The sequence below is a fragment of the Pseudomonadota bacterium genome (assembly GCA_018823285.1).
In the GTDB taxonomy this organism is placed as follows: Bacteria; Desulfobacterota; Desulfobulbia; order Desulfobulbales; family JAGXFP01; genus JAHJIQ01.
In genome coordinates, this window is sequence record JAHJIQ010000047.1 from 39,768 (window position 1) to 65,218 (window position 25,451).

26 protein-coding genes and 1 tRNA gene are annotated in these 25,451 nt (G+C 51.1%); 15 read left to right on the forward strand and 12 right to left on the reverse strand.

The features are described 5' to 3' along the window. Positions 1 to 74: 74 nt before the first annotated feature. From KKG35_11290 to KKG35_11305, 4 genes are all read right to left on the reverse strand, one after another. Positions 75 to 341, reverse strand: a complete 267-nt coding sequence (locus KKG35_11290; GenBank protein MBU1738711.1) for a response regulator — start codon at positions 339 to 341, stop codon at positions 75 to 77. A 58-nt stretch (positions 342 to 399) separates the two neighbouring features. Next, complete coding sequence (locus KKG35_11295) at positions 400 to 861, reverse strand: hypothetical protein (protein ID MBU1738712.1); 462 nt, start codon at positions 859 to 861, stop codon at positions 400 to 402. Further along, a complete protein-coding gene (locus KKG35_11300) occupies positions 770 to 1,066 on the reverse strand; it encodes an alpha/beta fold hydrolase (protein ID MBU1738713.1) in 297 nt (98 codons plus the stop codon). Before KKG35_11300 ends, KKG35_11295 begins: the two co-directional genes overlap by 92 nt. A gap of 146 nt (positions 1,067 to 1,212) precedes the next feature. Next, on the reverse strand, positions 1,213 to 2,592 hold the full coding sequence (locus KKG35_11305) for a sigma-54 dependent transcriptional regulator (protein ID MBU1738714.1): 1,380 nt from the start codon (positions 2,590 to 2,592) through the stop codon (positions 1,213 to 1,215). 303 nt (positions 2,593 to 2,895) lie between these two features. Between KKG35_11305 and KKG35_11310 the strand changes: the two genes are divergently transcribed. After that, a tRNA-Thr gene (locus KKG35_11310) sits at positions 2,896 to 2,971 on the forward strand. A 107-nt stretch (positions 2,972 to 3,078) separates the two neighbouring features. Next, entirely contained in the window at positions 3,079 to 3,519 is a 441-nt protein-coding gene (locus KKG35_11315) for an amino acid-binding protein (GenBank protein MBU1738715.1), read from the forward strand. A gap of 30 nt (positions 3,520 to 3,549) precedes the next feature. Here KKG35_11315 and KKG35_11320 read toward each other — a convergent pair whose 3' ends face one another. Continuing rightward, a complete protein-coding gene (locus tag KKG35_11320) occupies positions 3,550 to 4,992 on the reverse strand; it encodes a protein kinase (protein ID MBU1738716.1) in 1,443 nt (480 codons plus the stop codon). A 401-nt stretch (positions 4,993 to 5,393) separates the two neighbouring features. After that, positions 5,394 to 6,053, reverse strand: coding sequence for a molecular chaperone Tir (locus KKG35_11325; GenBank protein MBU1738717.1), 660 nt, complete (start codon positions 6,051 to 6,053; stop codon positions 5,394 to 5,396). 323 nt (positions 6,054 to 6,376) lie between these two features. Between KKG35_11325 and KKG35_11330 the strand changes: the two genes are divergently transcribed. From KKG35_11330 to KKG35_11340, 3 genes are all read left to right on the forward strand, one after another. Further along, positions 6,377 to 6,613: a nicotinamide mononucleotide transporter family protein gene (locus KKG35_11330; GenBank protein ID MBU1738718.1), complete on the forward strand. Its 237-nt coding sequence runs from the start codon at positions 6,377 to 6,379 to the stop codon at positions 6,611 to 6,613. 136 nt (positions 6,614 to 6,749) lie between these two features. Further along, positions 6,750 to 7,202, forward strand: coding sequence for a 3D domain-containing protein (locus tag KKG35_11335; GenBank protein ID MBU1738719.1), 453 nt, complete (start codon positions 6,750 to 6,752; stop codon positions 7,200 to 7,202). Between the two features lie 21 nt (positions 7,203 to 7,223). Continuing rightward, positions 7,224 to 7,478, forward strand: coding sequence for a DUF493 domain-containing protein (locus tag KKG35_11340; GenBank protein MBU1738720.1), 255 nt, complete (start codon positions 7,224 to 7,226; stop codon positions 7,476 to 7,478). A 191-nt stretch (positions 7,479 to 7,669) separates the two neighbouring features. Here the strand turns inward: KKG35_11340 and KKG35_11345 are convergent, their stop codons facing one another. Then, positions 7,670 to 7,867, reverse strand: coding sequence for a cation transporter (locus KKG35_11345; GenBank protein ID MBU1738721.1), 198 nt, complete (start codon positions 7,865 to 7,867; stop codon positions 7,670 to 7,672). Positions 7,868 to 8,080: 213 nt separating this feature from the next. Here KKG35_11345 and KKG35_11350 point away from each other — a divergent pair, with 213 nt between their 5' ends. The 4 genes from KKG35_11350 to KKG35_11365 all read left to right on the forward strand — a co-directional run bounded on the left by KKG35_11350 (position 8,081) and on the right by KKG35_11365 (position 12,684). Next, positions 8,081 to 10,537, forward strand: a complete 2,457-nt coding sequence (locus tag KKG35_11350; protein MBU1738722.1) for a heavy metal translocating P-type ATPase — start codon at positions 8,081 to 8,083, stop codon at positions 10,535 to 10,537. Positions 10,538 to 10,782: 245 nt separating this feature from the next. Continuing rightward, complete coding sequence (locus tag KKG35_11355) at positions 10,783 to 11,574, forward strand: hypothetical protein (protein ID MBU1738723.1); 792 nt, start codon at positions 10,783 to 10,785, stop codon at positions 11,572 to 11,574. A 45-nt stretch (positions 11,575 to 11,619) separates the two neighbouring features. After that, entirely contained in the window at positions 11,620 to 12,393 is a 774-nt protein-coding gene (locus tag KKG35_11360) for a hypothetical protein (protein MBU1738724.1), read from the forward strand. Positions 12,394 to 12,402: 9 nt separating this feature from the next. Beyond that, on the forward strand, positions 12,403 to 12,684 hold the full coding sequence (locus tag KKG35_11365; GenBank protein ID MBU1738725.1) for a hypothetical protein: 282 nt from the start codon (positions 12,403 to 12,405) through the stop codon (positions 12,682 to 12,684). Between the two features lie 61 nt (positions 12,685 to 12,745). On the opposite strand, the gene KKG35_11370 is transcribed toward KKG35_11365, so the two are convergent. Next, the gene (locus KKG35_11370) at positions 12,746 to 13,126 is read right to left on the reverse strand and encodes a hypothetical protein (protein ID MBU1738726.1); all 381 of its coding nucleotides are present in this window, start codon (positions 13,124 to 13,126) and stop codon (positions 12,746 to 12,748) included. A 14-nt stretch (positions 13,127 to 13,140) separates the two neighbouring features. Continuing rightward, positions 13,141 to 13,926, reverse strand: a complete 786-nt coding sequence (locus tag KKG35_11375) for a formylglycine-generating enzyme family protein (protein ID MBU1738727.1) — start codon at positions 13,924 to 13,926, stop codon at positions 13,141 to 13,143. A 590-nt stretch (positions 13,927 to 14,516) separates the two neighbouring features. Between KKG35_11375 and rho the strand changes: the two genes are divergently transcribed. The 5 genes from rho (at position 14,517) to murA (ending at position 20,048) form a co-directional block, all read left to right on the forward strand. Next, on the forward strand, positions 14,517 to 15,773 hold the full coding sequence (gene rho, locus KKG35_11380; GenBank protein MBU1738728.1) for a transcription termination factor Rho: 1,257 nt from the start codon (positions 14,517 to 14,519) through the stop codon (positions 15,771 to 15,773). 445 nt (positions 15,774 to 16,218) lie between these two features. After that, positions 16,219 to 16,431, forward strand: a complete 213-nt coding sequence (rpmE, locus tag KKG35_11385; GenBank protein MBU1738729.1) for a 50S ribosomal protein L31 — start codon at positions 16,219 to 16,221, stop codon at positions 16,429 to 16,431. A gap of 173 nt (positions 16,432 to 16,604) precedes the next feature. Next, positions 16,605 to 17,672: a peptide chain release factor 1 gene (prfA, locus tag KKG35_11390; GenBank protein MBU1738730.1), complete on the forward strand. Its 1,068-nt coding sequence runs from the start codon at positions 16,605 to 16,607 to the stop codon at positions 17,670 to 17,672. Between the two features lie 127 nt (positions 17,673 to 17,799). Then, complete coding sequence (gene prmC / locus KKG35_11395; protein ID MBU1738731.1) at positions 17,800 to 18,651, forward strand: peptide chain release factor N(5)-glutamine methyltransferase; 852 nt, start codon at positions 17,800 to 17,802, stop codon at positions 18,649 to 18,651. Between the two features lie 134 nt (positions 18,652 to 18,785). Continuing rightward, a complete protein-coding gene (gene murA, locus KKG35_11400; GenBank protein MBU1738732.1) occupies positions 18,786 to 20,048 on the forward strand; it encodes a UDP-N-acetylglucosamine 1-carboxyvinyltransferase in 1,263 nt (420 codons plus the stop codon). A gap of 3 nt (positions 20,049 to 20,051) precedes the next feature. Here the strand turns inward: murA and KKG35_11405 are convergent, their stop codons facing one another. Beyond that, positions 20,052 to 21,881: a PAS domain-containing protein gene (locus tag KKG35_11405; protein ID MBU1738733.1), complete on the reverse strand. Its 1,830-nt coding sequence runs from the start codon at positions 21,879 to 21,881 to the stop codon at positions 20,052 to 20,054. A 350-nt stretch (positions 21,882 to 22,231) separates the two neighbouring features. After that, positions 22,232 to 22,594: a hypothetical protein gene (locus tag KKG35_11410; GenBank protein ID MBU1738734.1), complete on the reverse strand. Its 363-nt coding sequence runs from the start codon at positions 22,592 to 22,594 to the stop codon at positions 22,232 to 22,234. A 254-nt stretch (positions 22,595 to 22,848) separates the two neighbouring features. On the opposite strand from KKG35_11410, the gene KKG35_11415 reads away from it, so the two are divergent. Beyond that, the gene (locus KKG35_11415) at positions 22,849 to 24,234 is read left to right on the forward strand and encodes a hypothetical protein (protein ID MBU1738735.1); all 1,386 of its coding nucleotides are present in this window, start codon (positions 22,849 to 22,851) and stop codon (positions 24,232 to 24,234) included. A gap of 32 nt (positions 24,235 to 24,266) precedes the next feature. On the opposite strand, the gene KKG35_11420 is transcribed toward KKG35_11415, so the two are convergent. Next, positions 24,267 to 25,439, reverse strand: coding sequence for an iron-containing alcohol dehydrogenase (locus tag KKG35_11420; GenBank protein ID MBU1738736.1), 1,173 nt, complete (start codon positions 25,437 to 25,439; stop codon positions 24,267 to 24,269). Positions 25,440 to 25,451: the final 12 nt, after the last annotated feature.

The window sequence follows — 25,451 nt, forward strand, 5'->3', positions numbered from 1 at the left end:
CATCAAGAACGGCCCGGATTTTGGTGGCCAGATCCTGGTAGGATATGGGTTTCAGCATATAATTTATACCATCTTCAAGCAGGCCATGCTTGTTTATAATGTCGTTGGTGTAGCCGGACATGAAGATGATTTTCAGGTCCGGAATCATCCTGCAGGGCAAGCGCCGGATCATGGCCGTTCATGAGCGGCATAATCACATCCGTCAGCAGCAGATCGATTTTCCCCGCGTGTTGATGTGCTAGATCGAATCCTTCCCGCCCATTGCCGGCGGTATGGACGGTGTAACCGATTCTGGTCAGTGAATTATTAAGCATCTCCCGTATATGGTGATCGTCTTCCACAAGAAGAATGGTCTCCTTTCCACAGGGAAGGGCAGGGGGTGGCCGTGAAAACTCTTCTTCAATGGGAGTGGAAACCTCGGGAAGATATATTCTGAATGTTGCGCCGTTTCCTGGTTTGCTCGTAACGGTTAATCTGCCCGTGGTGCTGACGGGTGATGCCGTAGGTAGTGGCGAGTCCGAGGCCTGTGCCGTGTCCGATCTCCTTGGTGGTGTAAAAAGGCTCGAAGATTTTGTCGCATAATTCTTCAGGAATTCCCGAACCGTTGTCGGAGAATTCCAGGAGGGCATATTTTCCCGTATGATTTTCAAGATCGACCGCAGCGTCAGTCAGTATCTCGGGGAGGTCAACGGTCCGGGTTGAGATGGTGATTTCGCCACCGTTCGGTATGGCATCCCTGGCATTGACCGCAAGATTCATCAGGATCTGTTCAAGCTTTCCGGCGTCTCCCATGAAATTGCCGGGCGAGTCTGCCGGCGCAAGATTGATTTTGATGTCCTCCCCGATCAGCCTGCCGATCATTTTCACAAATCCTCTGACCGCATCCCAGAAGGTCGACGGCGATGACATCGTAATGTTCTGCCAGGGAGGGAAAGATATTTCTCCAGATGAAGGAATAGGTGGTTATCCCGTGGACCAGAAGTACCGTGCTGCCTCTCCCGGCGCGGTAATAAGTCAGGTTGTGGCCGTAGACCCTGATCTGCCGGGGTTCTGCTGGAATCGACATCTGCACGCCCCTGTGCGTCTCTCCCCGAAGTTCGTAGTCGGAGAGGTGTTGAGAATTCTGTCACATTTTGAAATAAAGAGAACAATTGAATGCTATCGAAAGATCAGTCGGCAAGTCAAATGCTAATTTTCGATCAGCAGGGGGGATCAATCCTGTTTTATGGCGTATTTACTCAGCTTGCTCTGCAGGGTTTTTCGGGTAATATTGAGTCTCCTCGCCGCTTCGCTCTTATTCCAGCCGACCGCGGCAAGGGTTTGGGCAATCACCATTCTTTCCGCGCCTTCAAGGGTTTCGGGGACCTGTTCCGACCCGGCCGGGGTTTCGATGCGATTGCGATTGATCCAGTTGCGGATCGTCATGGGCAGCGATTCTTCATCGAGATAATCTCCCCGCATCAGAATGATCCCCCTTTCAACGGCATTCTCGAGTTCCCGCACATTACCGGGCCAGGGATAATGAAGCATCATGTCCATACAGCCCGGGGTGATGCCGGCCAGCGTCCGGTTATTGTTGCGGGCAAATTTTTCTGCGAAATAACGGGTGAGCGGAGCGATATCGTCACGACGTTCCCGAAGAGGAGGAACCTGTAGATTTACCACATTGAGTCTGTAGTAAAGGTCTTCACGAAAGGTGTTTCGTGATACCTCCTCTTCCAGGACCTTGTTGCTGGCGGCAATGACTCGCACATTCACTTTGATAATACTGTCACTGCCGACCCGCTGGATCTCGTTTTCCTGGAGAACGCGCAGCAGTTTTGCCTGCATCGCAGGAGAGGTTTCGCCGATCTCGTCGAGAAAGATGGTGCCGCCATCGGCCTGGAAGAATTTGCCCTCACGACGTTTGTCGGCCCCGGTAAAGGCTCCCTTTTCATGGCCGAACAGTTCCGACTCAAGAAGGTTTTCGACCAGTGCCGCACAATTGACCCGGACGAAGGGGCCGTTTTTTCGGTGACTGAACTTGTGGAGGGCCGCTGCGACGAGCTCCTTGCCGGTCCCCGATTCACCGCCGATCAGGACCGTCGCTTCGGTGGGCGCAACCTGGGCGATCATATCAATCAGTTCATCCATTTCTGCAGATTCACCGATGATGCCGGTATTGGCGGCGGAGAGTTTCCTGCTCTCTGCAGGATGCATTCGGTTCTCGAATACCTGCTTGTGTTCCAGCGCCTTGTCGAGGGTCAGGCGCAGTCGGTCGAAATCGAGAGGTTTGGTCAGGTAATCATGGGCGCCGATTTTTATCGCTTCAACTGCGGCATCAACCGAAGAGTAGGCCGTCATGATTACCACCGGAATGGCGGGGTTGTGATGATGGATCTTTTCCAGCGCTTCCATGCCGTCCATTCCGGCCATTCGGACATCCATCAGGATCGCATCGAAGGGTCTTTCGATCACCAGCTCCACTGCGATGCTGCCGTCGTCTGCTTCACTGGTGACCCAGCCCCACTCTTTGAGCATGGCGGCGAGCATGTAGCGATGGGAATCATCATCATCGACAATCAGGATATTTGCGGGTGGAGCGTTTTTCATGATCCGGACTCCGGTTCTGGATAAATGGAGATGATAGCGGGTTGCAATACTTCATTGCCCGAACAATTATACTGCCGGGGACTCTTTGTGTAAATGACTGGATACTTCTGTTCTCCATCCGGCTTGACAGTTATTTATAAAACTGCTACTAGCAGAACACACGATTCGGGAGTGAACCAATCTCTTCCCGGAAGGTGGTGATGCTGTGTGTTCGCGGAGTTGAATTTTTCGTTGGCTTTTCCCGTCGGAAGACACTCTGCAGCCGATTGCGGCGGAAAACTCATGGCTCCCTGAAATCATGAAGCCACCGTAGCTCAGTTGGTAGAGCAACTGATTCGTAATCAGTAGGTCAGCGGTTCGACTCCGCTCGGTGGCTCCAGAAATCAGGCGACAAATGTTCTCCGGATAGTGTAAAATCCGTTATCTGCTCCCGGTTTTCTGTATCGGCGGGAGATCTTCTGTGGATGGTTTGACTGGCAGGAGTCAATGATGCAGGTTGATGAGATTACCGCTGTATTGGAGAATGTGCAGGGAAGGGTGGCCGATGTTGCGGCCCTGCTTGCGGAAAACGGGATAAATATCCTGGCCTGCTCCCTTGCAGATCACGGCACTTCCGACAGAAGGAATCTGCAGATGATCGTCAATGATACGGAAAGCGCGGTTGTCATCCTGGCGAAGAACGGCATCGAGGTCAGTTGTTCTCAGGTTATTGTCGCTGAAACACCTGATAAGCCTGGCGGACTTGCCCAGATTCTCCTCACCGTTAAAAAAACAGGTCTTTATATCCAGCGTCTCTATGCTTTTTCCCAGAGAAGAGGTGATAAGGCGATTGTGGTTCTGGGTTTTGCAGACATTGATCAAGCCTCGAAGCTGCTGAGCAGGGCGGGGATCCGGTTGCTGAGCAATGAAAAGCTCCTGGCGATGTAAAGCGGTTCCTGTTCAGTAAATCCGAAAATTTCACCACTCGCTTTCTTTCAGAATTCTTCCCGGGGCAGCTCTTCTGGTGACAGGTTGGGGCGTTTCTTCAATCGGAGGCGTCGCGGCCGGCTTTTGCGCTATCTGGTTTATGGGCTGGGTTGCCGGAGAGGCCAGATTCGCAGGGGGCGGCTCTCCTTTTCCTGGAATCTGTCTGTCAACCTCCGGGGCCGGGCTGGCAGGGGCGGAGACTTTAATCGGGGCCGTTTTGCCGGGTTTTCCCTCTTCCTGCCCATATGAAGCCGTATCGTTTTCAGCCAATGGTTTTTTCTTGCTGGACTGGGTGATCTCCTGAATCGGGGCGTCGCTGTTTGTTCTGCCGACGAGGGAGAGGACGGCCTCGTATTGTTCAGTGATCAGGAGTTGCAGGTCGTCTGCCGAGAGTTTTTCCGTGTAGATTTTCCAGACCATGAAACTGCCGGCACCGAGAATGATCAGGACGAGAAGAGTCAATGCCCAGCTCCGCCCGCGGCGATAGAGAATAGTCTCTGTTCCTGGCTTTGCCGCGACCGGCGGTCTGTCGCCATGGAGTTGAATTGTCTTTTCGTCGCGGGTAACCGGTATAACCGGGTGGGAGCCGGTCAGGGATGAAACGCCATCGCCGGCAAGTCCGGCATTGTTGAGGGCGGCTGCAAATTCTTCTGCATCCTGGAAACGATCGTTCGGATTTTTAGCCAGGGCTTTGTAGACGATGGAGTCAAAACTTGGCGGCACCTGGAAGTTAAGTTCAGAGACCCTTGGCGGGTCAGTGTTCAGGGCGCGGTGCATGATGGTGGCCATTGAATTGCCGGGAAAGGGTTTCTCACCGGTGAGAAGATGGTAAAGAATAACCCCGGCCGAAAAGATATCGGATCTTTTGTCGACCTGTTGCCCCATGAACTGCTCCGGGGACATATAGGAGGGAGTTCCCATGACATCACCGAACTGGGTCAGATTCGATGATTCGATCCGGGCAATACCGAAATCGGTTATCTTGATGTGGCCATCTTCCAGAACCAGAATATTCCCCGGTTTGATATCCCGATGAACCACGCCCTGATTGTGGGAATAGGCGAGGGCGTCCAGAAGCTGGTTGGTGATGGAGAGGGTTGTGCCAAGAGGAAAGCGTTCGTTGTTGTCAAGGAACTCCTTGAGTTCGCGCCCGTGGACAAATTCCATTGCAATAAAGGCGGTGTTGTCCTCTTCGCCATATTCGTAAACGGTTACAATGGAAGGATGGGTCAGACGACCGGCCGCCTGAGCCTCCCTTTTGAAACGGGCCAGCAGCGGTTCGAGTTCTTTAGGATCGAAGGAGTCAATACGGATGGTTTTGATTGCCACCGTGCGCTCGATATGTGGGTCAAAACCCTTGTAGACAACCCCCATGGCGCCCTGACCAAGGATCGATTGGATTGTGTACTTGCCTAAGGTTTTGAGATCAGTCATGGATCAGTGTGTAGATACAGGTGGTGATTTGGATGGTAAATTTCATCGGTGTAGTAAGAATTCATAAATGAAATTGCTGCCGGTGGCAATGCAAGAAAGAGAAAAAAACAAAAAAACGCAACCTCTGATGAGGTTGCGCTGATCTGTCGGTTTATTTGAAGCTCCCCGCGGCAGAAAAGCGCTGGACTTCGAGCCACGGGGAATCTCCGGATGGAAGGTTGCTTGCATCAGATTCGTTCACTAATCACGCAGCAGATAGCGAACAGCGTGAGACTCCGGTAAGGGGAGCTCGAAGTCTTGCGCTTATCTGCGACACTCCGAGTCTCCTTGCAGTCGCTTCCCTCGAGCTGCGGGGAATGCGTTTCGTTGTGCATGTTCAATGGTCCGGCAAGGCAAGGGTTTTATTCTCCAACGTAGTTGCCGTCGCGAAAGAAACCTTTGATTTTTTTACCGTCAGGGTAGGTATAGGTTCCTTGGCCGTTGGGGACGTTGTTCTGCCAGTTTCCGGTATAACTGCTGCCGTTGGAATACAACATGGTGCCCTCGCCGTTGGGCAGGCCGTTCTCGAACCGGCCGGTGTATTTGTCTCCTTTTGGAGAAGTCAGGACTCCCTGGCCATGGGCGACATCGGCGATGAATTCACCTTCATAGGTGGTGCCGTCTGTGAATTTAAGGCTGCCTTTTCCCTGCTTCCGGTCCTGGTCGAACTGCCCGATATACTGTTTGCCGTCAGCAAAAGTCTGGGTTCCGTTGCCATGCCTTTTGCTGTCAATCCATTCTCCCTCGTATTTGCTCCCATCGGAGGAGATATAGGAACCTGAACCGTGGAAATGGTCATCCTTGAATTCTCCGGCATATTTATCGCCATTTGAATATTCCAGGGTTCCTTGCCCCTCAAGCTTTCCGTCCTTGAATGAACCGACATATTTTGCGTTACTATCAAAAACCAGGGTTCCCAAGCCATTCTTACAGTCGCCATCTGTGCATTTCGCAGCAGCAGGAAGGGTCAGGACGAGTGTCGCAACCATGGCAAGAAGGACCGGGGTGATCAAGTTTTTCATGATGCTTTCCTTATCTGATGAATGGATTTACTGATTCACAAAAATCAACAGGCACGGGTCCAGTAGGGAGAAAAAGCCGGAAAATTCCGGAAATAAGATCTCTCCCCCAAGAGTCCGGTGCGTTTTGAGCTAACAAAAATTAAAGAAAAAACCAGAAATAGCTGGTATGAGAAGGTCAAACATTTATCTTGAGTTCTCTTTATCCATAAATTAATTGTTTCCCTTCTGTCAAGTAAATTGTCCCGACCTGCAGATGCTGTTTTTGGAGATTTTTTTTAATCTAATATATTGATATTAAAAGTAAAATTTCGTGAGGTAAAAAATTGTTCGAATGGTCATTGACCGCTCTCAGTCTGCTGGGATGCTGGTTCAACATACAGAAGAAAGTGGCAAGCTGGGTGATCTGGTCTCTGGCGAATATCGGCTGGATTATTTGTTTCGCTTCAAAAGGGATGCTGGCAGAGTCAACCCTCTTTTCGATCTACCTGGCCCTGTCTCTCTATGGGATTTTTAAATGGCGGCGTCCGGCAGTGATTGATGATGTCTGCAGTGAAAAGTGAAAGGGTGGATATTGGCTCCGCCTCCTTTTTAGAGCCTTGCCGCCTTGGAGAGATGATGAACAGCTCTTTGATCATATTCACGCTTATGATCCTGCTGTTTCTTTCAGGCTGTGCCGCCAGACCGGTTTCCAGGCCAATGATTACAACCGCATACTGTGGCTGCGGCGATTGTTGCAGCTGGGAACGGGGCAGCTGGAAATTTCTGAAACTTGATTTCTGGAACAGGTATGTCAGCGAAGGAAGAAGGAAAGGCCGGACTTACACCGGCAGAACCGCCAGCGGCACAGAACCCCATGAACCATACCCCGGGCTTTTCTCGATGGACAGCCTGCAAAGACCGTGGATGATCCCGGTGAGAATTGTTTTCTTTCCGTGGCTCCTGATGCCCGAAGACGGGACGATCGCCGCCGACACCAAATACTATCGGTTCGGCACCAGAATGTATGTCCCGGGCTATGGCTGGGGTATGGTTGAAGACAGAGGGGGAGCCATCAAGGGGCCGGACCGTCTGGATCTGTATATGGATGATCATGACAAGGCCCTGCGCTGGGGCAGGAGAAGAGTGCCGGTACGCATTGAAAATCAATGAGGTTGGGTTGTGGAGAGTAACGTGTGCAAAACGAAGCCTGATATTGAATATCCATGTTCCTGGCATTTCAAGGTGATCGGCGGGCAGGGAGCCGAGCTGGAAAAAGTGATACAGCGGGTGGTTGGAGAACGGGACTCGCTGCTTACTTATTCCAGAGCAAGCAGTGGCGGGAAATTTCAGAGCATGAATCTGGAAATAGTTGTTCAGAGTGAGGATGACCGGAATTCCATTTACAGAGACCTCGTCAGCCAGGCTGCGGTAAGAATGGTTCTGTGAGATTTGCGCAGAAAAGGCTCCATGAAAAAGGACTCCCCGGCCTTGATCCGGCCGACCGGGGAATCTGTATTTTGAACGTGCACCGCGAAACGCATTCCCCGTGGCTCGAAGTCTAGCGCTTATCTGCCGCGGGGAGCTTCAATGTTTATCTGGCCCAGAGGAAAGAGGCTCGTCACCCGCCATCACCATTTCTACTCGACTTCGAAACCTATGGCGGTGATAGCCTTGGCGATCTCTTCCCTGCTGACCGGCTTTTCTTCATCGTAGGAAGCTTCGCCTTTTTCAAGGTTGACCACAGTGTTTTTGATTCCCTTGAGCCCATTCAGGGCCGTGGTTACAGCTCCGACACAATGGCCGCATCTCATGCCCTTAATTTTTACAATTGGCATCATTTTCTCCTTTTCCGATAAATTGTCAGCCAGAAACGCCTGAAATCCATAAAGAAATAGTAAATTCTCTTGTTTATTATTATCTCATTATTACTATTGTCAATAGGTTGTTAAGAAAATACTTAACTGTTTTTTCGCGCCACAGGGGTAGATATGAGTGACCATATTTCGCTGGAAAACAACATAAAATCGATGGTTGCAGATATCAGGGGAATGCACTGTGCAGCCTGTTCTGCGAGGATTGAAAAAGTTCTCGGCTCCATGAGCGGGGTGAAGGCGGCAAGTGTCAATCTCGCCGCTGAAACCCTGGATGTCCGCTGGGATGAAACCGAAACGGACATCGGGGAAATCAGCGAAAAAATTTCCGGACTTGGTTTTGAGCTGGTGATGCCTGAAGAGTTTCAGGAAGCCAGCTTGTCAATCGAGGGGATGTCCTGTGCTTCCTGTTCTTCAAGGATCGAGAAGGTTGTCGCAGGCCTGGCCGGGGTCAGTTCCGTTGCAGTGAATCTGCCTGCAGCCAGCGGCCGGGTGGTCTATTCACCTGCTCATACCAGCCTTGAACAGATTATCGAGAGTATTCAAAAGCTGGGTTTTACCGCCAACCCGCTAGGTTCGAAGGATATCTCCGTTTCATCGGGTGACAAAGCGGTTGCAAAACTTGCTGCCATGCAAAAGGAGCTGGTTCCGACCCTGATCCTTGGCGCACTTCTACTTGTAGTGGCAATGGGGGAGATGGTCGGCATTTCCCTGCCTCAGTTTATGGCTCCGTCTCACTCGCCCCTTGTTTTCGGACTGGTCCAGCTGCTCCTGGTTCTCCCCTTGATGTGGCTGGGGCGGCGTTTTTATCTTGTTGGTTTCCCGAGCCTTTTTCGTGGCGCCCCCAATATGGATTCCCTGATTGCCGTGGGTACCGGGGCCGCGTTTATCTACAGCAGCTGGAATTTTGGTGAAATCTGTCTGGGCATTGATGTTTTCAATAAGGTGAGAGATCTTTATTTTGAGTCTGCCGGTGTCATTATCTCACTTGTTTCCCTCGGGAAATTCATGGAGGCCAGATCAAAAGTAAGGACTTCGGACGCGATCCGGCAACTTATGGAACTTGCCCCCGACAAGGCAACCCTGGTTAAAGGTGATGAGCTGCAGGAGATACTGGTCGGGGATATTGTCCTGAACGATGTCCTGCTTGTCAGACCCGGAGAAAGGATTCCCGTTGACGGTGCGGTGGTTAAGGGGGTCTCCACGGTTGATGAATCAATGCTGACCGGAGAGAGTATGCCGGTGAATAAAAAAACCGGTGACAAGGTGGTCGGCGCCACATTGAATAACAACGGCGTGATTCACATCAGGGCCGAGAAGATCGGCCAGGATACGGTTCTCGCCAGAATTGTCAAAATGGTGCGGGATGCCCAGGGCACCAAAGCGCCCATCGCAAATCTAGCTGATCGTATCAGCCTCTATTTCGTGCCCGTCGTGATGGTGATCGCTGTCGGTTCCGGGCTTGCGTGGTATTTTATCGGTGCTGCTGATTTTTCATTTTCACTCCGGATCTTTGTTGCGGTGATGGTGATCGCCTGCCCTTGTGCGATGGGACTTGCTACGCCAACCTCGATCATGGTCGGCACCGGCAGGGGGGCGCAACTCGGGGTTCTTGTCAAAAGCGGAGAGGCCCTTGAAAAGGCGCAGAAGATCGACACGGTGGTTTTTGACAAAACCGGGACCCTGACCCACGGCAAACCTGTGTTGACGGATTTCATCATGTTCACGGACTCCATTGCCGAGGAAGATGCGTTGCAGCTTGTTGCAAGTGTCGAGAAGGTGTCGGAGCATCCTCTGGCCAAGGCAATTGTCAACGGTGCTGTAAAAAAAGGGCTGAAGCTCAAAGAGGCTGAAGGTTTTGAGGCCCTGACCGGGATGGGCATTTCCGCTTCTGTTTCCGGTCACAACCTCCTTCTCGGGAATTTGCAACTGATGGAGCGGAAGCAGGTGGTGGGGCTCGACAATGTCACTGTTATCGATTCTGCTGCGGAACTTGCCGGGAAAGGGAAGACAGCTCTTTATCTGGCCCTTGATGGAATACTTGTCGCCCTGCTCGCGGTGGCCGACCAGATCAAACCGGAGGCGGCTGCCACCGTGAAAGCCCTCGCAGATATGGGAGTGAGATCCATCATGATGACCGGTGACCACCAGGTGACCGCCAGGGCCATTGCCGCAGAAGCCGGAATTACTGATATTATCGCCCAGGTGATGCCGGAAGACAAGGCCGGGAAAGTTGCCGGTCTTCAGGAGCAGGGCTTCAGGGTAGCGATGGTTGGTGACGGGATTAATGACGCACCGGCCCTTGCCCGTGCTGATGTCGGGATCGCCATGGGCACCGGGATTGATGTTGCCATCGAGACAGGGGATATTGTCCTGATGCGGGGAGATTTGTCGAGTTTGCTCACGGCGCTCTCTCTGAGCAGGGTCACCATGGCCAATATCCGGCAGAATCTTTTCTGGGCCTTCATCTATAATGTAGTCGGAATCCCCGTTGCGGCTGGAGTTCTCTATATTTTCGGTGGACCGACTCTCAATCCGATGATTGCCGGTGCTGCCATGGCGATGAGTTCGGTGTCGGTTGTGACCAATGCCCTGCGTCTCAGGTTCTTTCAGCCCGTTAAATCCGGAGGCTGAAACCCGCTCTGGATAATGTGAATTGTATTTGACTTTACAGCGCTTTTTGTTGATTATGGTCTAACATTAATTTGGTGTTATGGTTCCTCCGGGAGCGGTTCATCGTTGCCGGCTGGTTCGGCCATGTTGAAAGTGACGTCGGGAAATTCTACATGTCCTGTTGTTGCACTTGTCTCTTTTTGCTATGATGTTTTACGCCCGGCTAAAATGAACTTGATAAAAAATAGATTAAGGAAGGAAAGCTGATGGTTAAGAAACTGTTTTCAGTGCTGGTTGTTCTGCTGATCCTGATCACCGGGGCGTTTTCATATGCCGAGACTTTTGGCGTGAAGAAGAAGAGGCCGAAACCCCATGAATTCGGGAGTGTCGTGATCAACAACTATTCCCGTCAGGCGAATATGGCGCCGGTGGTTTTTAATCACTGGGTCCATCGGGCCAGATTTACCTGCCGCCTGTGTCATGTTGATATCGGCTTTGCCATGCAGGCAGGGGGGACCAATATCATGGAAGCGGACAATGAAAATGGTCTCTACTGCGGTTCGTGTCACAACGGTACCCGGGCTTTTGGCCCGAAGACCAGGGATGTTGAAGGAAATACGATCATGAACTGTATAAAGTGTCACTCCCAAGGGGAGAAGGTACAGTTCAAAAATGATTTTTATGATTTCAGGAAGCAGATGCCCCAGGAAAGATTCGGCAACGGTATTGACTGGATGAAAGCGGAAGATGAGGGACTGATCAAAATCAAAGACTACCTTGAAGGAGTTTCAATCAAGAGGGACAAGATTGAGAATCCCAAAGAATTCGGCTTGAAACCCCTGGAAAAAAACATGCCTGAAATTATCTTTTCGCATGAAAAACATACGGTGTGGAATGGCTGTGAACTCTGCCATCCTGAGATATTCGGGGTCAAAAAAGGTGGAAAACCATACAGCATGGAAGAAATCTTCGATGGCAAATACTGTGGTTTATGCCATGGTCCGGTTGCTTTCCCGAATATCGATTGCCAGAGATGTCATACCAAGCAGGTGAACTGATAACAGTTTTCAATCATAAAACCTCTTCAGTAAGGTGTGACTGAAATGCCCGGATATATCAGAAGATTGCTGGCCGGCTCAACCGTTTTCGCCCTTGCCTTGTGCTGGGCAACGGCTGCTCTTGCTGAGTACTGGCAGTTTCCCCCGTTACCGCCTCCCCATGAATATGGTGATATCCTGATCGGGGGGGAAGAAGGGGAAAAAAAGGTGGAAGCGGTCTTTTTTTCACACTGGAGCCACCGGTTGAAATATTCCTGCCGGGTCTGCCATCTTGAGTTGGAGTTTTCATTTTCCTCCGGGGGAACAGATATTACCGAAGAAGACAATCGGAACGGGCTTTATTGCGGCGCCTGCCATGACGGTAAACAGGCTTTCGGGCATACGGAGGAGAACTGCCGGCGTTGTCACACCGGTCGTTTGTCCTCAAGTCCTGAAAGGTTTGCAGAGTTGACCGGCCCTTTGCAGAAGGCGAAATACGGGAACAAAGTGAACTGGTCGGCAGCGATAAAAAGCGGCAGGATCCAGCCTTTATACAGTATTTTCAGCAAGGACGAAAAAGCTCTGGATTTCAGCAGAAAACTTGAACTTGAGGCCGAGTGGCCATATGTGCCGCCCGCGTATTTTCCGCACGATGTTCATGTGAAATGGCTTGATTGTTCCAATTGTCATCCGGATATTTTCAACATCAAAAAGAAAACCACAAAACATTTTCTGATGAGATATATCCTGGAAGACAAGTTCTGCGGAGTCTGTCATCTGCGCGTTGCATTCCCACTGAATGACTGTAAAAGCTGTCATCCGGCAATCAAGAATCAGTAGAGGTTTTTTATGCTCAGGACCTGTCTGTTTTGTTCGGCCTTTATTCTCTTTATTCATGTCATTGTTCCAGGGACCTGTGTGGCCGGATGGCGGGAAGATTTTCAGAAAGCGTGTGGAAACACCCAGGCTGCCGAGAAAATGAGTATGAACGAACTTGATGAGGTGATCGCCGAGTGCGACAAGATAGAAGAGGTGATCAAGGATTCGACGGACTCGGATAAGAAACTCTACCTCTTCAGGGTCAAGAAATGCCGGAATTTCTACTTGTTCATGAAAGAAACCAGGAAATAGAAGTCGGGAAGCCCTGTGATCTGTCGGTTTTTTGAAGCGCGGTTTGTTTAAAGCGGCAAGCCTACAGGGCAAAAAGATAATAGATGATGCCGCAGGCCGAGACGAGTCCGAGAATCAGAACGGAGTAGGTAAATTCGTCGGTCCTTCTTCTGTTTCTCTTCTGAACAACAAAAAATCCGATAATACTGATGACCAAGCCGAGAATCATCAGGATGAAGATGTATTTGGCGAGAATGATGTCCCAGTCGGCACGAATGGCGATGTCGTGTTTAATATCCAGCTCGGTCCGGACTTCCGGGCGGGCCTTGTTGCCAAGAGCCAGATATGAGAACATCAGTATCCAGCTGCTGACCCCAAGCCACCGTAATACGGAGCCCCAGAAATCGGCTCCGGTTTTCCGGCGTCTGTCCTTTGAAACTCCGGCAATATATCTGGGCGCCATTTCTTCCCCTCACATTAGAAATCAACGTTGAAATTATGGGTGTCTGGATCTTTTGTGAGCTTCCGGAAAGATCTGACCACTCTGAATCCTGTGTCGGCGTATTGGCCCGGCTGTTTGTTTTTGTAACGGGTGGCCGACCTGATATGACCGGCGAAACGGAACCATGAACCGCCCCGCAACACTCTCATTGCCCCTTTTTCAGGACCTGCAGGATTGCTCTTGGGGCTGTCTTTGTAATAATTTTCATCATGCCAGTCATTACACCATTCCCAGACGTTGCCGTGCATGTCGTGAATGCCGTAACTGTTGGCAGGGAAACTTCCAACCTTTACCGAACTTTTTCGATATTCGCCGCGGGTATTGAGGCCGAAATCAAACGTTCCGTTATAGTTTGCCTGCTCGGTACTGATTGAATCGCCGGTGTGGTACATCTTGTCACTGCCGCCTCGGGCGGCAAATTCCCATTCTGCTTCCGTCGGCAACCGGAACCCGCCCTCTTTGTTGGTTTCATTCAGTTTGTTGATAAAGGTTTGGGCATCGTCCCAGGAGACCATATCCACAGGAAAATCATCACTTTCAGAAAAATGAGACGGGTTATACCCCATTACTTTTTTCCATTCTCTCTGGGTGACTTCATGGATCCCGATCCAGAAAGGATCAACGCAGACTTCATGTCGCGGCAATTCGTCGGCATAGTATTTTTCGTAGTCGGAATCGCCAGCTATTTTTTTCAGCAGTTTTTTTTCTGAAGGGCTTTGCCCCATCTGGAAACAACCGCCCTCAAGCCAGACAAATTTCATGCCGGTGAGGGGTTCCTGCCAGTTTTTTTTGAATTCTGTTTCAGAAGTGACAGGGGGAGGGGAGGGATTGGAGATTTCCGGTGATGCAAGAATAAGACATGATATCAGCAGTATGAGAAAACGGGAGTTGTTCATCCATGTACCTCTGGTTTAACTTGAGAACTCTTCATACCATATAGGTCTATTGGCCGCAAACCGAGTTCGCTGTCTATGAGGGGCTCAGCGATACCCGTGGGGTAACGATATCATTTATCCGCCACCCCCGGTCTTGTTTCTGATTAAAAAGCTTGACAGATATCTTTCTTACCAATAAATTTGGATATCCTGTTTTTTTTATTCCATCCTTGACAAATAAACTGATATAATCCGATGCATCGAGGGATTATTCCTTTTTAAGATCTTATTTTATCAGGATCAAATTAACTTATTCCTACAGTAAACATTCCATCAGCACAAATTACTGCAGAATTGATCTTCAATGTATTGGTATGTTGAAGAATTCCCTGCGGAAAAGATATTAGATTTTCAACCTGTAATCTTACACCTCCGAATTCCCCTATCCTCAATATTCACAAGGAGAAGCACACAGCATGAATCTGTCCGAGCTTAAGCTTTTAAAGATCAACGAGTTGACAAAAATGGCCAAGGAGTACAAGGTCGAAGGCATCAGCGGCCTGCGCAAGCAGGAGCTGATCTTTGCCATAGTCAAAGCTCAGGCTGCTCTGGAAGACAAGAATGGCACGAACCGTGGAAGTGGTGTCCTTGAGATCCTTCCCGACGGGTTCGGATTTTTGCGCGCTCCTGACTATAACTACCTGCCCGGACCCGACGATATCTATGTTTCTCCGTCCCAGATCAGACGTCTCAGTCTCCGTACCGGGGATACTATTGAGGGGCCGGTAAGGTCTCCCAAGGAAGGTGAGCGTTATTTTGCTCTTCTCAAAGTCGATTCAGTCAATTACGATCCTCCTGATAAAGCCAGGGAGAAAACACTCTTCTCCAACCTGACCCCGCTTCATCCCGAAGAGCAGATCATTCTTGAAAGGCGTTCCGATAATTACTCCATGCGGATCATGGACATTGTCTCGCCGATCGGCAAAGGACAGCGCGGGCTCATTGTTGCCCCCCCCCGCTCTGGCAAGACTGTTCTGATCAAGGACATTGCCAACTCGATCACCAAGAACCACAAAGAGATCAAACTGATTGTTCTGCTGATTGATGAGCGTCCTGAAGAAGTAACGGATATGGCCCGCAGTGTTGATGCCGAGGTTGTCAGTTCCACCTTCGATGAGCCGCCGCAAAGGCATATTCAGGTGGCTGAGATGGTTTTGAGCAAAGCCAGGCGATTGGTAGAGCACAAGAAAGACGTGGTGATTCTTCTCGATAGTATCACCAGGCTTGCCAGAGCATATAATACCGTGGTCCCTCCCAGCGGAAAGATATTGTCAGGTGGTGTGGATTCCAATGCCCTGCATCGGCCCAAACGTTTTTTTGGTGCGGCCCGGAATATCGAAGAGGGCGGGAGTCTCACGATCATCGCTTCGGCCCTGATAGAAACCGGCAGCAGGATGGATGAAGTTATCTTTGAAGAATTCAAAGGCACCGGCAACATGGAGATAGTGCTTGAGCGAAAACTGGCCGATAAAAGAGTGTTCCCGGCCATTGATCTGAACCGCTCCGGGACCAGGAAGGAAGAGTTGCTCCTTGCGCCGGATGTCTTGAACAGGATGTGGATTTTGCGAAAACTTCTTTCCAGCATGAACCCGGTTGATGCGATGGAGTTTCTGAGGGACAAAATGAAGCGGACAAAGAGTAATGCGGAGTTTTTTGAGTCAATGAACGGATAATGTGTGATCCTGTCTTGACCGGCAGTCCATGTTTTTTTCTTTTTCACCAATTCATTGAATATGCACAGCGAAACGCATTCCCCGCAGCTCGAGGGAAGCAACTGCAAGGAGACTCGGAATCTCACGCTGTTCGCTATCTGCTGCGGGGGTAGTGAGTGAATCTGATGCAAGCAACCTTCCATTCGAAGATTCCCCGTGGCTCGAATTCGCACTCCGCTTGCTTATCTGCCGCGGGGAGCTTCAATAATATGTGAGTGCGAAGAATACGATGCGAGGATGTTTCGTATCAGGCCCCAATCTTTTCTTGCCAAATTAAGAAATTGGGGTATATTCTTCTTCCCTTGATAGAGATGAGCGGTCAGTGCAACGGCATTGATTTTTTTTCGGGCATCAGAGTCCTTTTAATACCGATTTTCTGCAATCAGAATAGTGGAGGCTGTTAAAAATGAAAGAAGGTATCCATCCTGAATACCATAAAATAAAGGCGACATGCGCATGTGGGAACGAGATTGAGTTGGGTTCGGTTGATAAAGAGATCGCAACCGAGATCTGCTCAGCTTGTCATCCGTTTTTTACCGGCAAACAGAAACTTGTTGATACTGCCGGCCGAATCGACAAATTCAACAAGAAGTACGCCAAGCATTTCAAGAAGGACTAGCCGCGACTTTTTGTCTTTTGTTTGACGATTTTTCTTTCAAGGGCTCATCTGAGGAGTTTTATCCACAGTTGGGCCCTTGGGTTTTTCAGGGCATAAGCAAGGCGGGTTTTTTTGCCGGACAGCGTATTCAATTCATCTCTGTCTGATGCCAGACAGATTACAGGACATGCATGATGTTCGCACAGTTTGAAAATATAGGGGAAAAACTCAAAGAACTTGAGAGCAAACTCTCTCAACCGGCGAAGATTGCAAATCAGGAAGAGTTTGCGAAACTTGCCAAAGAGCACGCCCATGTGTTGCGACTGAACGAGCTGTATGATGCGTACAAGACCGCTGAGAGACAACTTCGGGACAACCGGGAACTCCTGAGAAGCGAGCAAGACGAAGAGATGCAGGAATTAGTCAGGGCGGAAGTTGATCTTCTTACGGAAAGAGTGGAAGAACTTGAGCAGGAACTGAAAATCACCCTTTTGCCGCAGGACCCCAATGACAAGAAAAATATTCTTCTTGAAATCAGGGCCGGGACAGGTGGTGACGAAGCGGCCCTTTTTGTCAATGATCTCTATAAAATGTATACGCGCTATGCGGAAGCGAATGGATGGAAAGTTGAGGTCATGAGCAGTAATCCGATCGGGATCGGCGGTTTCAAGGAGATTATTGCCCTGATCAGCGGGGACAAGGTTTATAGCAAACTGAAGTATGAGTCCGGAGCTCACCGGGTGCAGCGGGTGCCCGAGACTGAAACCCAGGGGCGGATCCATACTTCCGCAGTGACGGTGGCGGTGATTCCTGAAGTTGAGGAGGTTGAACTGAACATTGCCCCTCATGAACTGCGTTTCGATGTTTTCCGTTCATCCGGACCTGGTGGGCAGAGTGTCAACACAACGGATTCCGCCATCAGGGTCACCCATTTGCCGACCGGTCTCGTGGTGACCTGCCAAGACGAAAAGTCCCAGCATAAAAACAAGGCCAAGGCTTTGAAAGTCCTTCGGGCGAGGCTTCTGGATGCGATGGAGCAGGAACGGCATGACAAAATTTCTGCTGATCGGAAAAGTCAGGTTGGAACGGGTGATCGCAGCGAGAGGATCAGGACCTATAATTTCCCCCAGGGTCGGGTGACCGATCACCGGATCAATCTTACCCTGTACAAACTTGAAGATGTAATACTGGGCAAACTTGAAGACATCATCGTTCCCCTGATTACCCACTATCAGGCTGAAGCCCTGAAAACATTGCAGTAAAAGGCCTTTTCCAGGGCTTTTGCATGGAATATGCAACACGCTGCCCTTCGGATGATCCATTGTGTTCCGGGTTTCCCGGTTTGTTTTCAGATTACGTCTGCAGTGCCCGCCATTTTTTGATAATCATATGCTTCCCAGAGAACTCTACAGAAAATCCGTTGTCCGGCTTGAGGAAAACGGCGTCCCCGATGCAGATCTAGAAGCGGCGCTCCTTCTTGAATATCTGTTTGGCATCAAGCGGGTTGATCTCATTCTTTCGGAGCGGCGGTTTGCGGACCACGAGCTGGAAAAATTTGAGGAATCGTTACGAAGAAGGATTGCCAGGGAACCGTTGTCATATATTGTCCGGGAAAAAGAATTCTGGTCCCTGCCTTTCCGAGTGACCCCTTCGGTTCTGATTCCCAGACCGGAAACAGAACTGCTTGTTGAAGAGGTTCTTGCTCTGGTAGAAAATCACAACACCTATCAGGGCAGGATGCTCGATCTGGGGACCGGCAGCGGGGTCATCCCGGTTGTCCTTGCCCTTGAGCTGCCTTTGGCAAAAGTGTTTGCCAGCGACCTCTCTTTCAATGCGCTTGAAGTGGCCTGGGAGAATATGGTCAGGCATAATGTTGCCGACCGGGTTTTTCTGATGAATGGAAACTGGCTTTCTCATCTGCGCAGCGACTGTCCGTTTGCAATCATAATCTCCAATCCGCCATATGTGGCAGTTGATTCGCGGGCACAGCTGCAGCCTGAGCTGGACTTCGAGCCGGAGATGGCCCTGTATGGTGGCAGGGATGGTCTGGACGCATACCGGACAATGATCCCCGAAAGCAGGAGATGTTTGCAAAAAGGAGGCATGCTTGTTATGGAGATCGGATATGATCAGGAGGAGATGGTGCGAGATATCTTTTCCGAATCTCCCGGCATGGAACTGGTAAAGATCAGGAAGGATTACAGCGGTCAATCGAGGATCGCGGTCGGTAGAGCAATCTGAGAAATATTCCGACTGTCAACTCCGGGTGGATATGCAAAGTGCAGCGTATTGCCTGTCGCTCGCGAAGTCTGCCGCTGTTTGCTCTCTGCTGTGAGGAGCTTCAATTCTTAAATTTATAGTGAAGGAAAATCCTGATGGACAAGATTGTTATTGAAGGCGGCCCTGCGCTACATGGGGTGATTGAGATAAGCGGAGCAAAGAACGCGGCCCTGCCGCTGATGGCTGCAACCCTGCTGGCTCCCGGAGAACATGTCCTGCATAATGTTCCGGACCTGCGGGACACCAGGACCATGCTCTCCCTCCTGGAATCCTTTGGCGCCGTTTGGCATAGACGGGCAGAAGATAATGCCCTGCTGATCAGTACTGATACCATCACCAATATCGAGGCATCCTATGAGCTGGTGAAAACCATGCGGGCTTCGGTGCTGGTTCTCGGCCCGCTGCTGGCAAGACAGGGCCAGGCCAGGGTCTCTCTCCCGGGGGGGTGTGCCATAGGTGCGCGGCCGATAGATTTTCACATGCAGGGGCTTGCCCGGCTGGGAGTGGATCTGAGCCTCGAGCACGGTTATGTCGAGGGAAAGGTTGCCGGACGTCTTCAGGGGAGTACTATCCTCTTTGATATCCCTTCGGTGACGGGGACCGAGAACCTCCTCATGGCGGCAACTCTCGCCGAAGGGGTTACGATTATAAAAAATGCCGCCCGGGAGCCGGAGATAGGCAACCTGATCGACATGCTGGTCGGTATGGGGGCTTCGATCCAGGGCAGGGATTCTGATCGACTGGTGATTGAAGGGGTAAAAGAGCTGCGCCCCGCAGAAATCGCCATCATTCCCGATCGGATTGAAACCGGAACCTATCTGATCGCCGCCGGCGCTGCCGGAGGGGAACTGGAGCTCAGAAACTGTCGTCCTGCCCATCTGCCGGCCCTGCTTGAGAAATTAAGAGTCGTCGGTCTTGATATTGAGGAACAATCAGAAAGTATCAAGGTCGGCCGATCAGGAACATTGAAGAGCGTTGATATTAAAACCCAACCTTACCCCGGATTCCCGACCGACCTCCAGGCCCAGATGATGGCATTGATGAGTGTCAGTGAGGGGTTAAGCGTTATTGCTGAGACAATTTTCGAAAATCGTTTCATGCACGTCGCCGAGTTGCGACGAATGGGCGCCGATATCATGGTCGATGGCCACAGTGCCATAGTCAAAGGCGGCCGCAAACTTTTCGGTGCACCGGTTATGGCCACCGATCTCAGGGCCAGCGCTTCACTGGTGATTGCCGCTCTGGCCGCCGAGGGTGAGACCCACCTGTCCAGAGTGTATCACCTTGACCGTGGATATGATGATCTGGTTGGAAAACTCCTGGCCGTCGGCGCGCGAATCAAAAGGGTCCGGGAGTAGGAGTCAGGGTCCGGAAACGGGCAGGGTGATCGTGATGCAGGTTCCGGAACCGACCTCGCTTTGAATTTCCAGATTCCCTCCGAGTTCTTCAATGTTTTTCAACGCCAGTGACAGCCCGAGCCCAGTTCCATCCTTTCTCGTTGTAAAGTATGGGTCGGTCACATGGGCCATATCTTTCTCGGCAATGCCGCATCCGGTGTCTTGAACCTGTATTTTGTATTCGTCGGCACCACTTCCCCTGGCGAGTGAGACCGTAAGGGTGCCCCCGTCGGGCATTGCCTGGAGGCTGTTCAATACCAGGTTCAGGAGAATCTGCTTCAGGCGATCGGGGTCGGATGTGACAACCGGATGCGCAAGGGTGTTGCTGATGATAATTTCCACTCCTGACTCTCCGGCATCCGCATCCACCAGCTGCAGGGAATCTCTGACAAGATTTCCGATGTTTACTTCACAGAGATCGAGTTCGGCCGGCCTGGCGTAGTTCAGCAGGGCGGAGATTGATCTGTTGAGCCGTTCACTTTCACTGATCATTAACTGTGCGGTATGGTATTCCTCACTGTTTTCGGGGAATCGGGAACCGATCAGGGTTGCAAAACCTTTGATCGAACTTAAGGGATTTCGTACTTCGTGAGCCACGCCGGCAGCCATCTTGCCAAGGGCGATGAATCTTTCGTTGCGACTGATCTCGCTTTCGAGTTTTTTCAGCCGGGTGATGTCGTGCACCAGAAGAACCCTGCCGGTGAAGAGCCCGCTGTTATTGATGATCGGCACCGAGCTGACCAGCAGATTGAATTTCTGACCGTTCTGCCCGATATACAGGATGTCACGGTCAAGGACCTCTGCCTGTTCAGCCAGCCTGAAAAAAGGAACGATCTGTTCCGGAAGCGATTGAGTCGCGGTGCGTCCTATCAGTTCGCCGGGCTTCATTCCGGTGATCAGGGTCATGGTTTCGTTGAAGCTGATGACCCTGTTTTCACTGTCGGTGGCCACGATGCCGTCCGGAAGTTTGGAAACAAGCAGGGCCATGAAGGCCTGCATGTGCTCGAGGGTCTTCTGGGAAACTCTGTACCCCTGGGCGGTGAGAAGGGAAAGCCACCCGCCAAGACCCACCAGAAGCAGGACCATGGAAATAAACACGATGTTGACCCGGTGCCGGCTGATCAGCTTGTCCAGTTCTTCCATATCGAGGGCGATCTTGATGAGCAGGTTCTGCTCATCGATAAACTCCGGTCCGTTTTCCGTCGGTTGTCTGCACCACTCATTGATGGCTGTTGGATCCTGATTCCTGCGGGGCTGAGGCCTCCACAATTCGGGGTCTTTATTGCCGAATGAATTTCGGCGCATCATCCGGCCATGTCGAGGCCTGAAAGGGTTGAAATTGTGGAAGACTTCCAGGGCGCGTTTTCCGGACGGTTTTGCATCGACAACCCGAAAATTTCCTCCCGGGGTAGTTCTGCCGAACAGTTCAATGTCTTCATTGGCAATCTTGCCGACGAGATCGGGATTGCTATGGGCCAGGATTTTCCCGTCACCGTTAATGACTGAGATGCTGACTATTTCATCATCGTTTGCTGTCTGCTCTATCAGCTGCTGAATATGCGCCGATACGGGCGTGCCGCTCATTGTCGAGGCTCTTGCTCCGGCCCCGACAAAGCGGATCAGGTCCATGCCTTTCTGAAACTTTGCCTGGGTGAGCAGGGTTTTGCCCCGGTGCAGATTGGTGGCGGCAAAAATACTGATGATCAACAGGAGCAGTCCTACCGCCGTAGCCAGCAGCCACGGAGAGATAAAGGCGAGTCTGGTGGTATTGAGGAGTTTTCCGATTTTTTTCATGATTTCAAACTACAGTTTGCCCGACAAATCTTCAAATGAATTTCCGGGTATAAAGTTTTGAAACGGTTCCATAGTTTAGAAGTAGTGAAAGCAATTATTATGCCTGATCATTGAGGGTCCAGGTATCAGCGGGAAGGGGAGAAAATTTGGAACCTGAAATGACACCTGTATAAAAACTCTGGATACATTTTATCCAGGTCGGACTGAAGTGGGAAAAAAGTATCCAGTCGGCAGGGAGTCGAGAGAGGGGCGGCGGGGAAACGTTTCCAGAGAACAACCACGGTTTCGTGACCATGCACCGGGTGATGCCGAAACCGGTCAGGCAAGCATAAACATAGGAGAAAAATGGTTTAATGAATAAGTTTGCTGTTGGGCCAGCCTTTTTCCCGGGAGAGATTATTGCTGATTTCGCGGAGCATATAGTCTCTGACTGCCTCAATCTTGTCATAAGAGACATCGAGGAGCAGGGCGATATCATCGATTCCGTATCCTTCACCGAAATGTCGTTCTGCGATGAGGATTTTCAGGAAATCATCGACAATCTCGCTATGCAGATCGGTGTCGATCTCCCGGACAGACTTGCATGCCTGGGCGTATGTTTTGCCCTTGTCGACTTCTGTCCGCAACCGTCTGATGGTCTGCTCGTAGAATAGTTCTTCTTCGGGCGCTGGAATATAGTTGTCCAGATCATCCTTTTTATTTTGTGATGCCATTTTGCCCCCGGTGAGATAATGATAGCGATTACTTAAATTCACCTGTGCCCATAATTATCAGATGAAAAAAACTTTGCCAATAAATAATTTGTCCCCAAGCCAAAAATAAGAGGTGAAGCTGTGCGGCAGGGCGTGTTTAATCACTTCAGGGGTTCCATCAATGCGGTTCGAAGTTTCACGCTGTTCGTTATCTCTGCTAAGGGGCAGTTCATTTTTGGATATTTTTTTGGGTGAGAAAAAGCATGGATTTTCCTTTGATTAAATCTTTTGCGCGGCTTACTCCGGCACCGCGTGCTTTTCTTTTCTTTTCGCTCGTCAACCTTGCTTCATGGCAATGTGTTGTCGGCCAGGTGCTGATTCTCTTTGCCCGATCCCTGGAGATGCCGGCAGACCTTGTCGGCCTGCTGATTTCTTTTATTCCGGTTTCCATGCTCCTGGTGGTGATGAGTATTCCCGCGGTTGAATTGTTCGGTCCGAAAAAACTGCTGATTACGTGCTGGCTGCTGCGTAACCTTCTCATTTCAACGGTGTTTTTTATTCCTGCGGTCACTTTGCATTACGGACAGCAAGCGGCGTGGGTGGTGCTGTTGCTGGCAGTTCTTACCTTTTCCCTGGTCAGGGCTTTCGGCGTAGGTGCCTGGTATCCATGGCTTCACGAGATTGTTCCCCGGGAGAATTTTGCCGATTATTTCAACTCCGAAACGATCCTGGTGCAGGGTGCCAACATTCTGCTGGCGGTCCTGATCTCATGGATTCTGGCGCATTTCGGCGGAATCTCCTCTTTTTTCATGGTGTATGGGATCGGAGTTGCGACCGGCTTTGTCAGCGTCGGCATGCTTTTATTGATGCCCGGCGGTCGGCAGAGTCCGAAACTGGCCGGGGATGAACGGCGATATGATTCCTTCTACAAGGCGTTCGGTGACAAACCATACCGTCATTTTATCATCGTGATCTCCCTTGCCCTCTCTTCACTCATGTGGGTGGGAAGTTCTTCCGTCATGTACCTCCGGGATATCATGCTTTTTACCGACGGTACGATTATGCTGATCACGGCGCTTGGCGGCATTGCCGTCGCCCTGAGTGTCAGTTCCTGGTCCAGTCGGGCCGAAAGGAAAGGCGGTAACCGGGTCATGGCCGGAATGTTGCTCCTGCACGCGGTCGCAACCATCCTCTGGTTCTTTCTCATTCCCGGCAGCCGATTTGGTTTTATCCTTGCCGTGCTCGCCATGGTCGGCAGCATGGTTTTCAGTATCAGCCTGTCGACGGTGGCGGCCCGGACCATGCTCGGTCTGGTGAAAAATGAAGGCCGCACCGGTTACACCTCCCTGTGGATTTTAGGTGTTTCCCTGGCCAACGGCATTCCGCCGATTCTCGCGGGACAGCTGATTGATCATGCGGGCATCCTTGGCTTTCGCATCTGTTTTGCGATTTCCATTTTTCTGGGTGTTGCGGTCTCGCTCCTGCTGAATTATCTACCGGAAGAGGGACCTCTGCCGGATCTTCCCTATCCGGAGGCCCTGGCAAGACCCCTGCAACCGGTTCGCTGGATGGGCCGTCTGGCCTGGATTTCACTCGGCTTCGGCAATCGAAGTGAAGCGGAACACGGCAAAACGGCACAGAACGAAAATGTCAGAGAGTAACCTTTAACAGACTCCCATTGAGGGTTTGCGCATTATCCGACCGGAGAATTGCAGTATTTCAGGATTTTGATGATTGTTTCCCGATCATATTCCCCGAGGCGCCAGAGCTTTGCCAGAGCGAGAGCGTTTTCGGCTATCTGCGGCAGCTCTGATTCCGGGATATTGAGTTGAGCAAGGGTGACCGGGGAATCCACTTTGACGAACCAGTCGTGGAGAAGTTTGATGCCTTCATCGGCGGCTTTCCGGTCGTCTCGTTCGGTGATCCCGAAAACCCGCCGCCCGAACTGGGCGAATTTTGTCGGGAATCGCTCACTCCGCCACTTCATCCAGGCAGGCATGACCACTGAGAGGCCTGCTCCGTGGGGCACATTGTAGAGTGCACTTAAGGAATGTTCGATCATATGCATCGGGAAACCGACCATTCCGAGTCCGGCTGCCGTGATGCCGTTCAGGGCGAGGGTTGCACACCACAAGAGATTGCCCCGACCGTTGAAATCGTGCGGGTCGGCCAGTACCCGCTCGCAGCTGTCCATGATATTGATGACCAGCCCTTCCATCAGACGGTCCTGGACCGGGGCGGGTTCTTGGGTGGTAAAGTAGAATTCAAGGATATGGGCGATGGCGTCGACGGCGCCGTAGACCGTGTAGTCGGGAGGGACCGAAAAGGTTGCCGCCGGGTCGAGGATCGAAACTTCCGGTTTCAGGAGCTGACTGCCCACCCCGAATTTATGCTTTGTCTCCTCATTGGTCAGGACCATGCCGCCGTTCATTTCCGAGCCTGCGGCAGCAATGGTGAGGACGCAGAGCAGCGGAAGCTTTTCCTTTACGGATTTCTTGCCTTTGAAAAACTGCCAGACATCGTGCTCTGCTTTCATTCCGGCGCCAATCGCCTTGGCGCTGTCGATCACGCTGCCGCCGCCGACCGCGATCACCATGTCCACATCATTCTGCCTTGCCAGTGCGATACCATCCCGGACATGGCTCAGCACCGGGTTTGAGACAACTCCCGGGTGCTCGATGATTTCAATTCCTGCGGCTCGCAGGGAATCGGTTACCGTATCATAGATGCCGTTTTTCCTGATGCTGCCGCCGCCATAGACGAGCAGCGCTTTCCTGCCGTAAGATCGGCATTCATTCCCGATTTCCGAGATCTTGTTCCTGCCGAAGATGATCTTTGTTGTCAGTTGCAGTACAAAGTCTTTCATGTCTGAATCCGT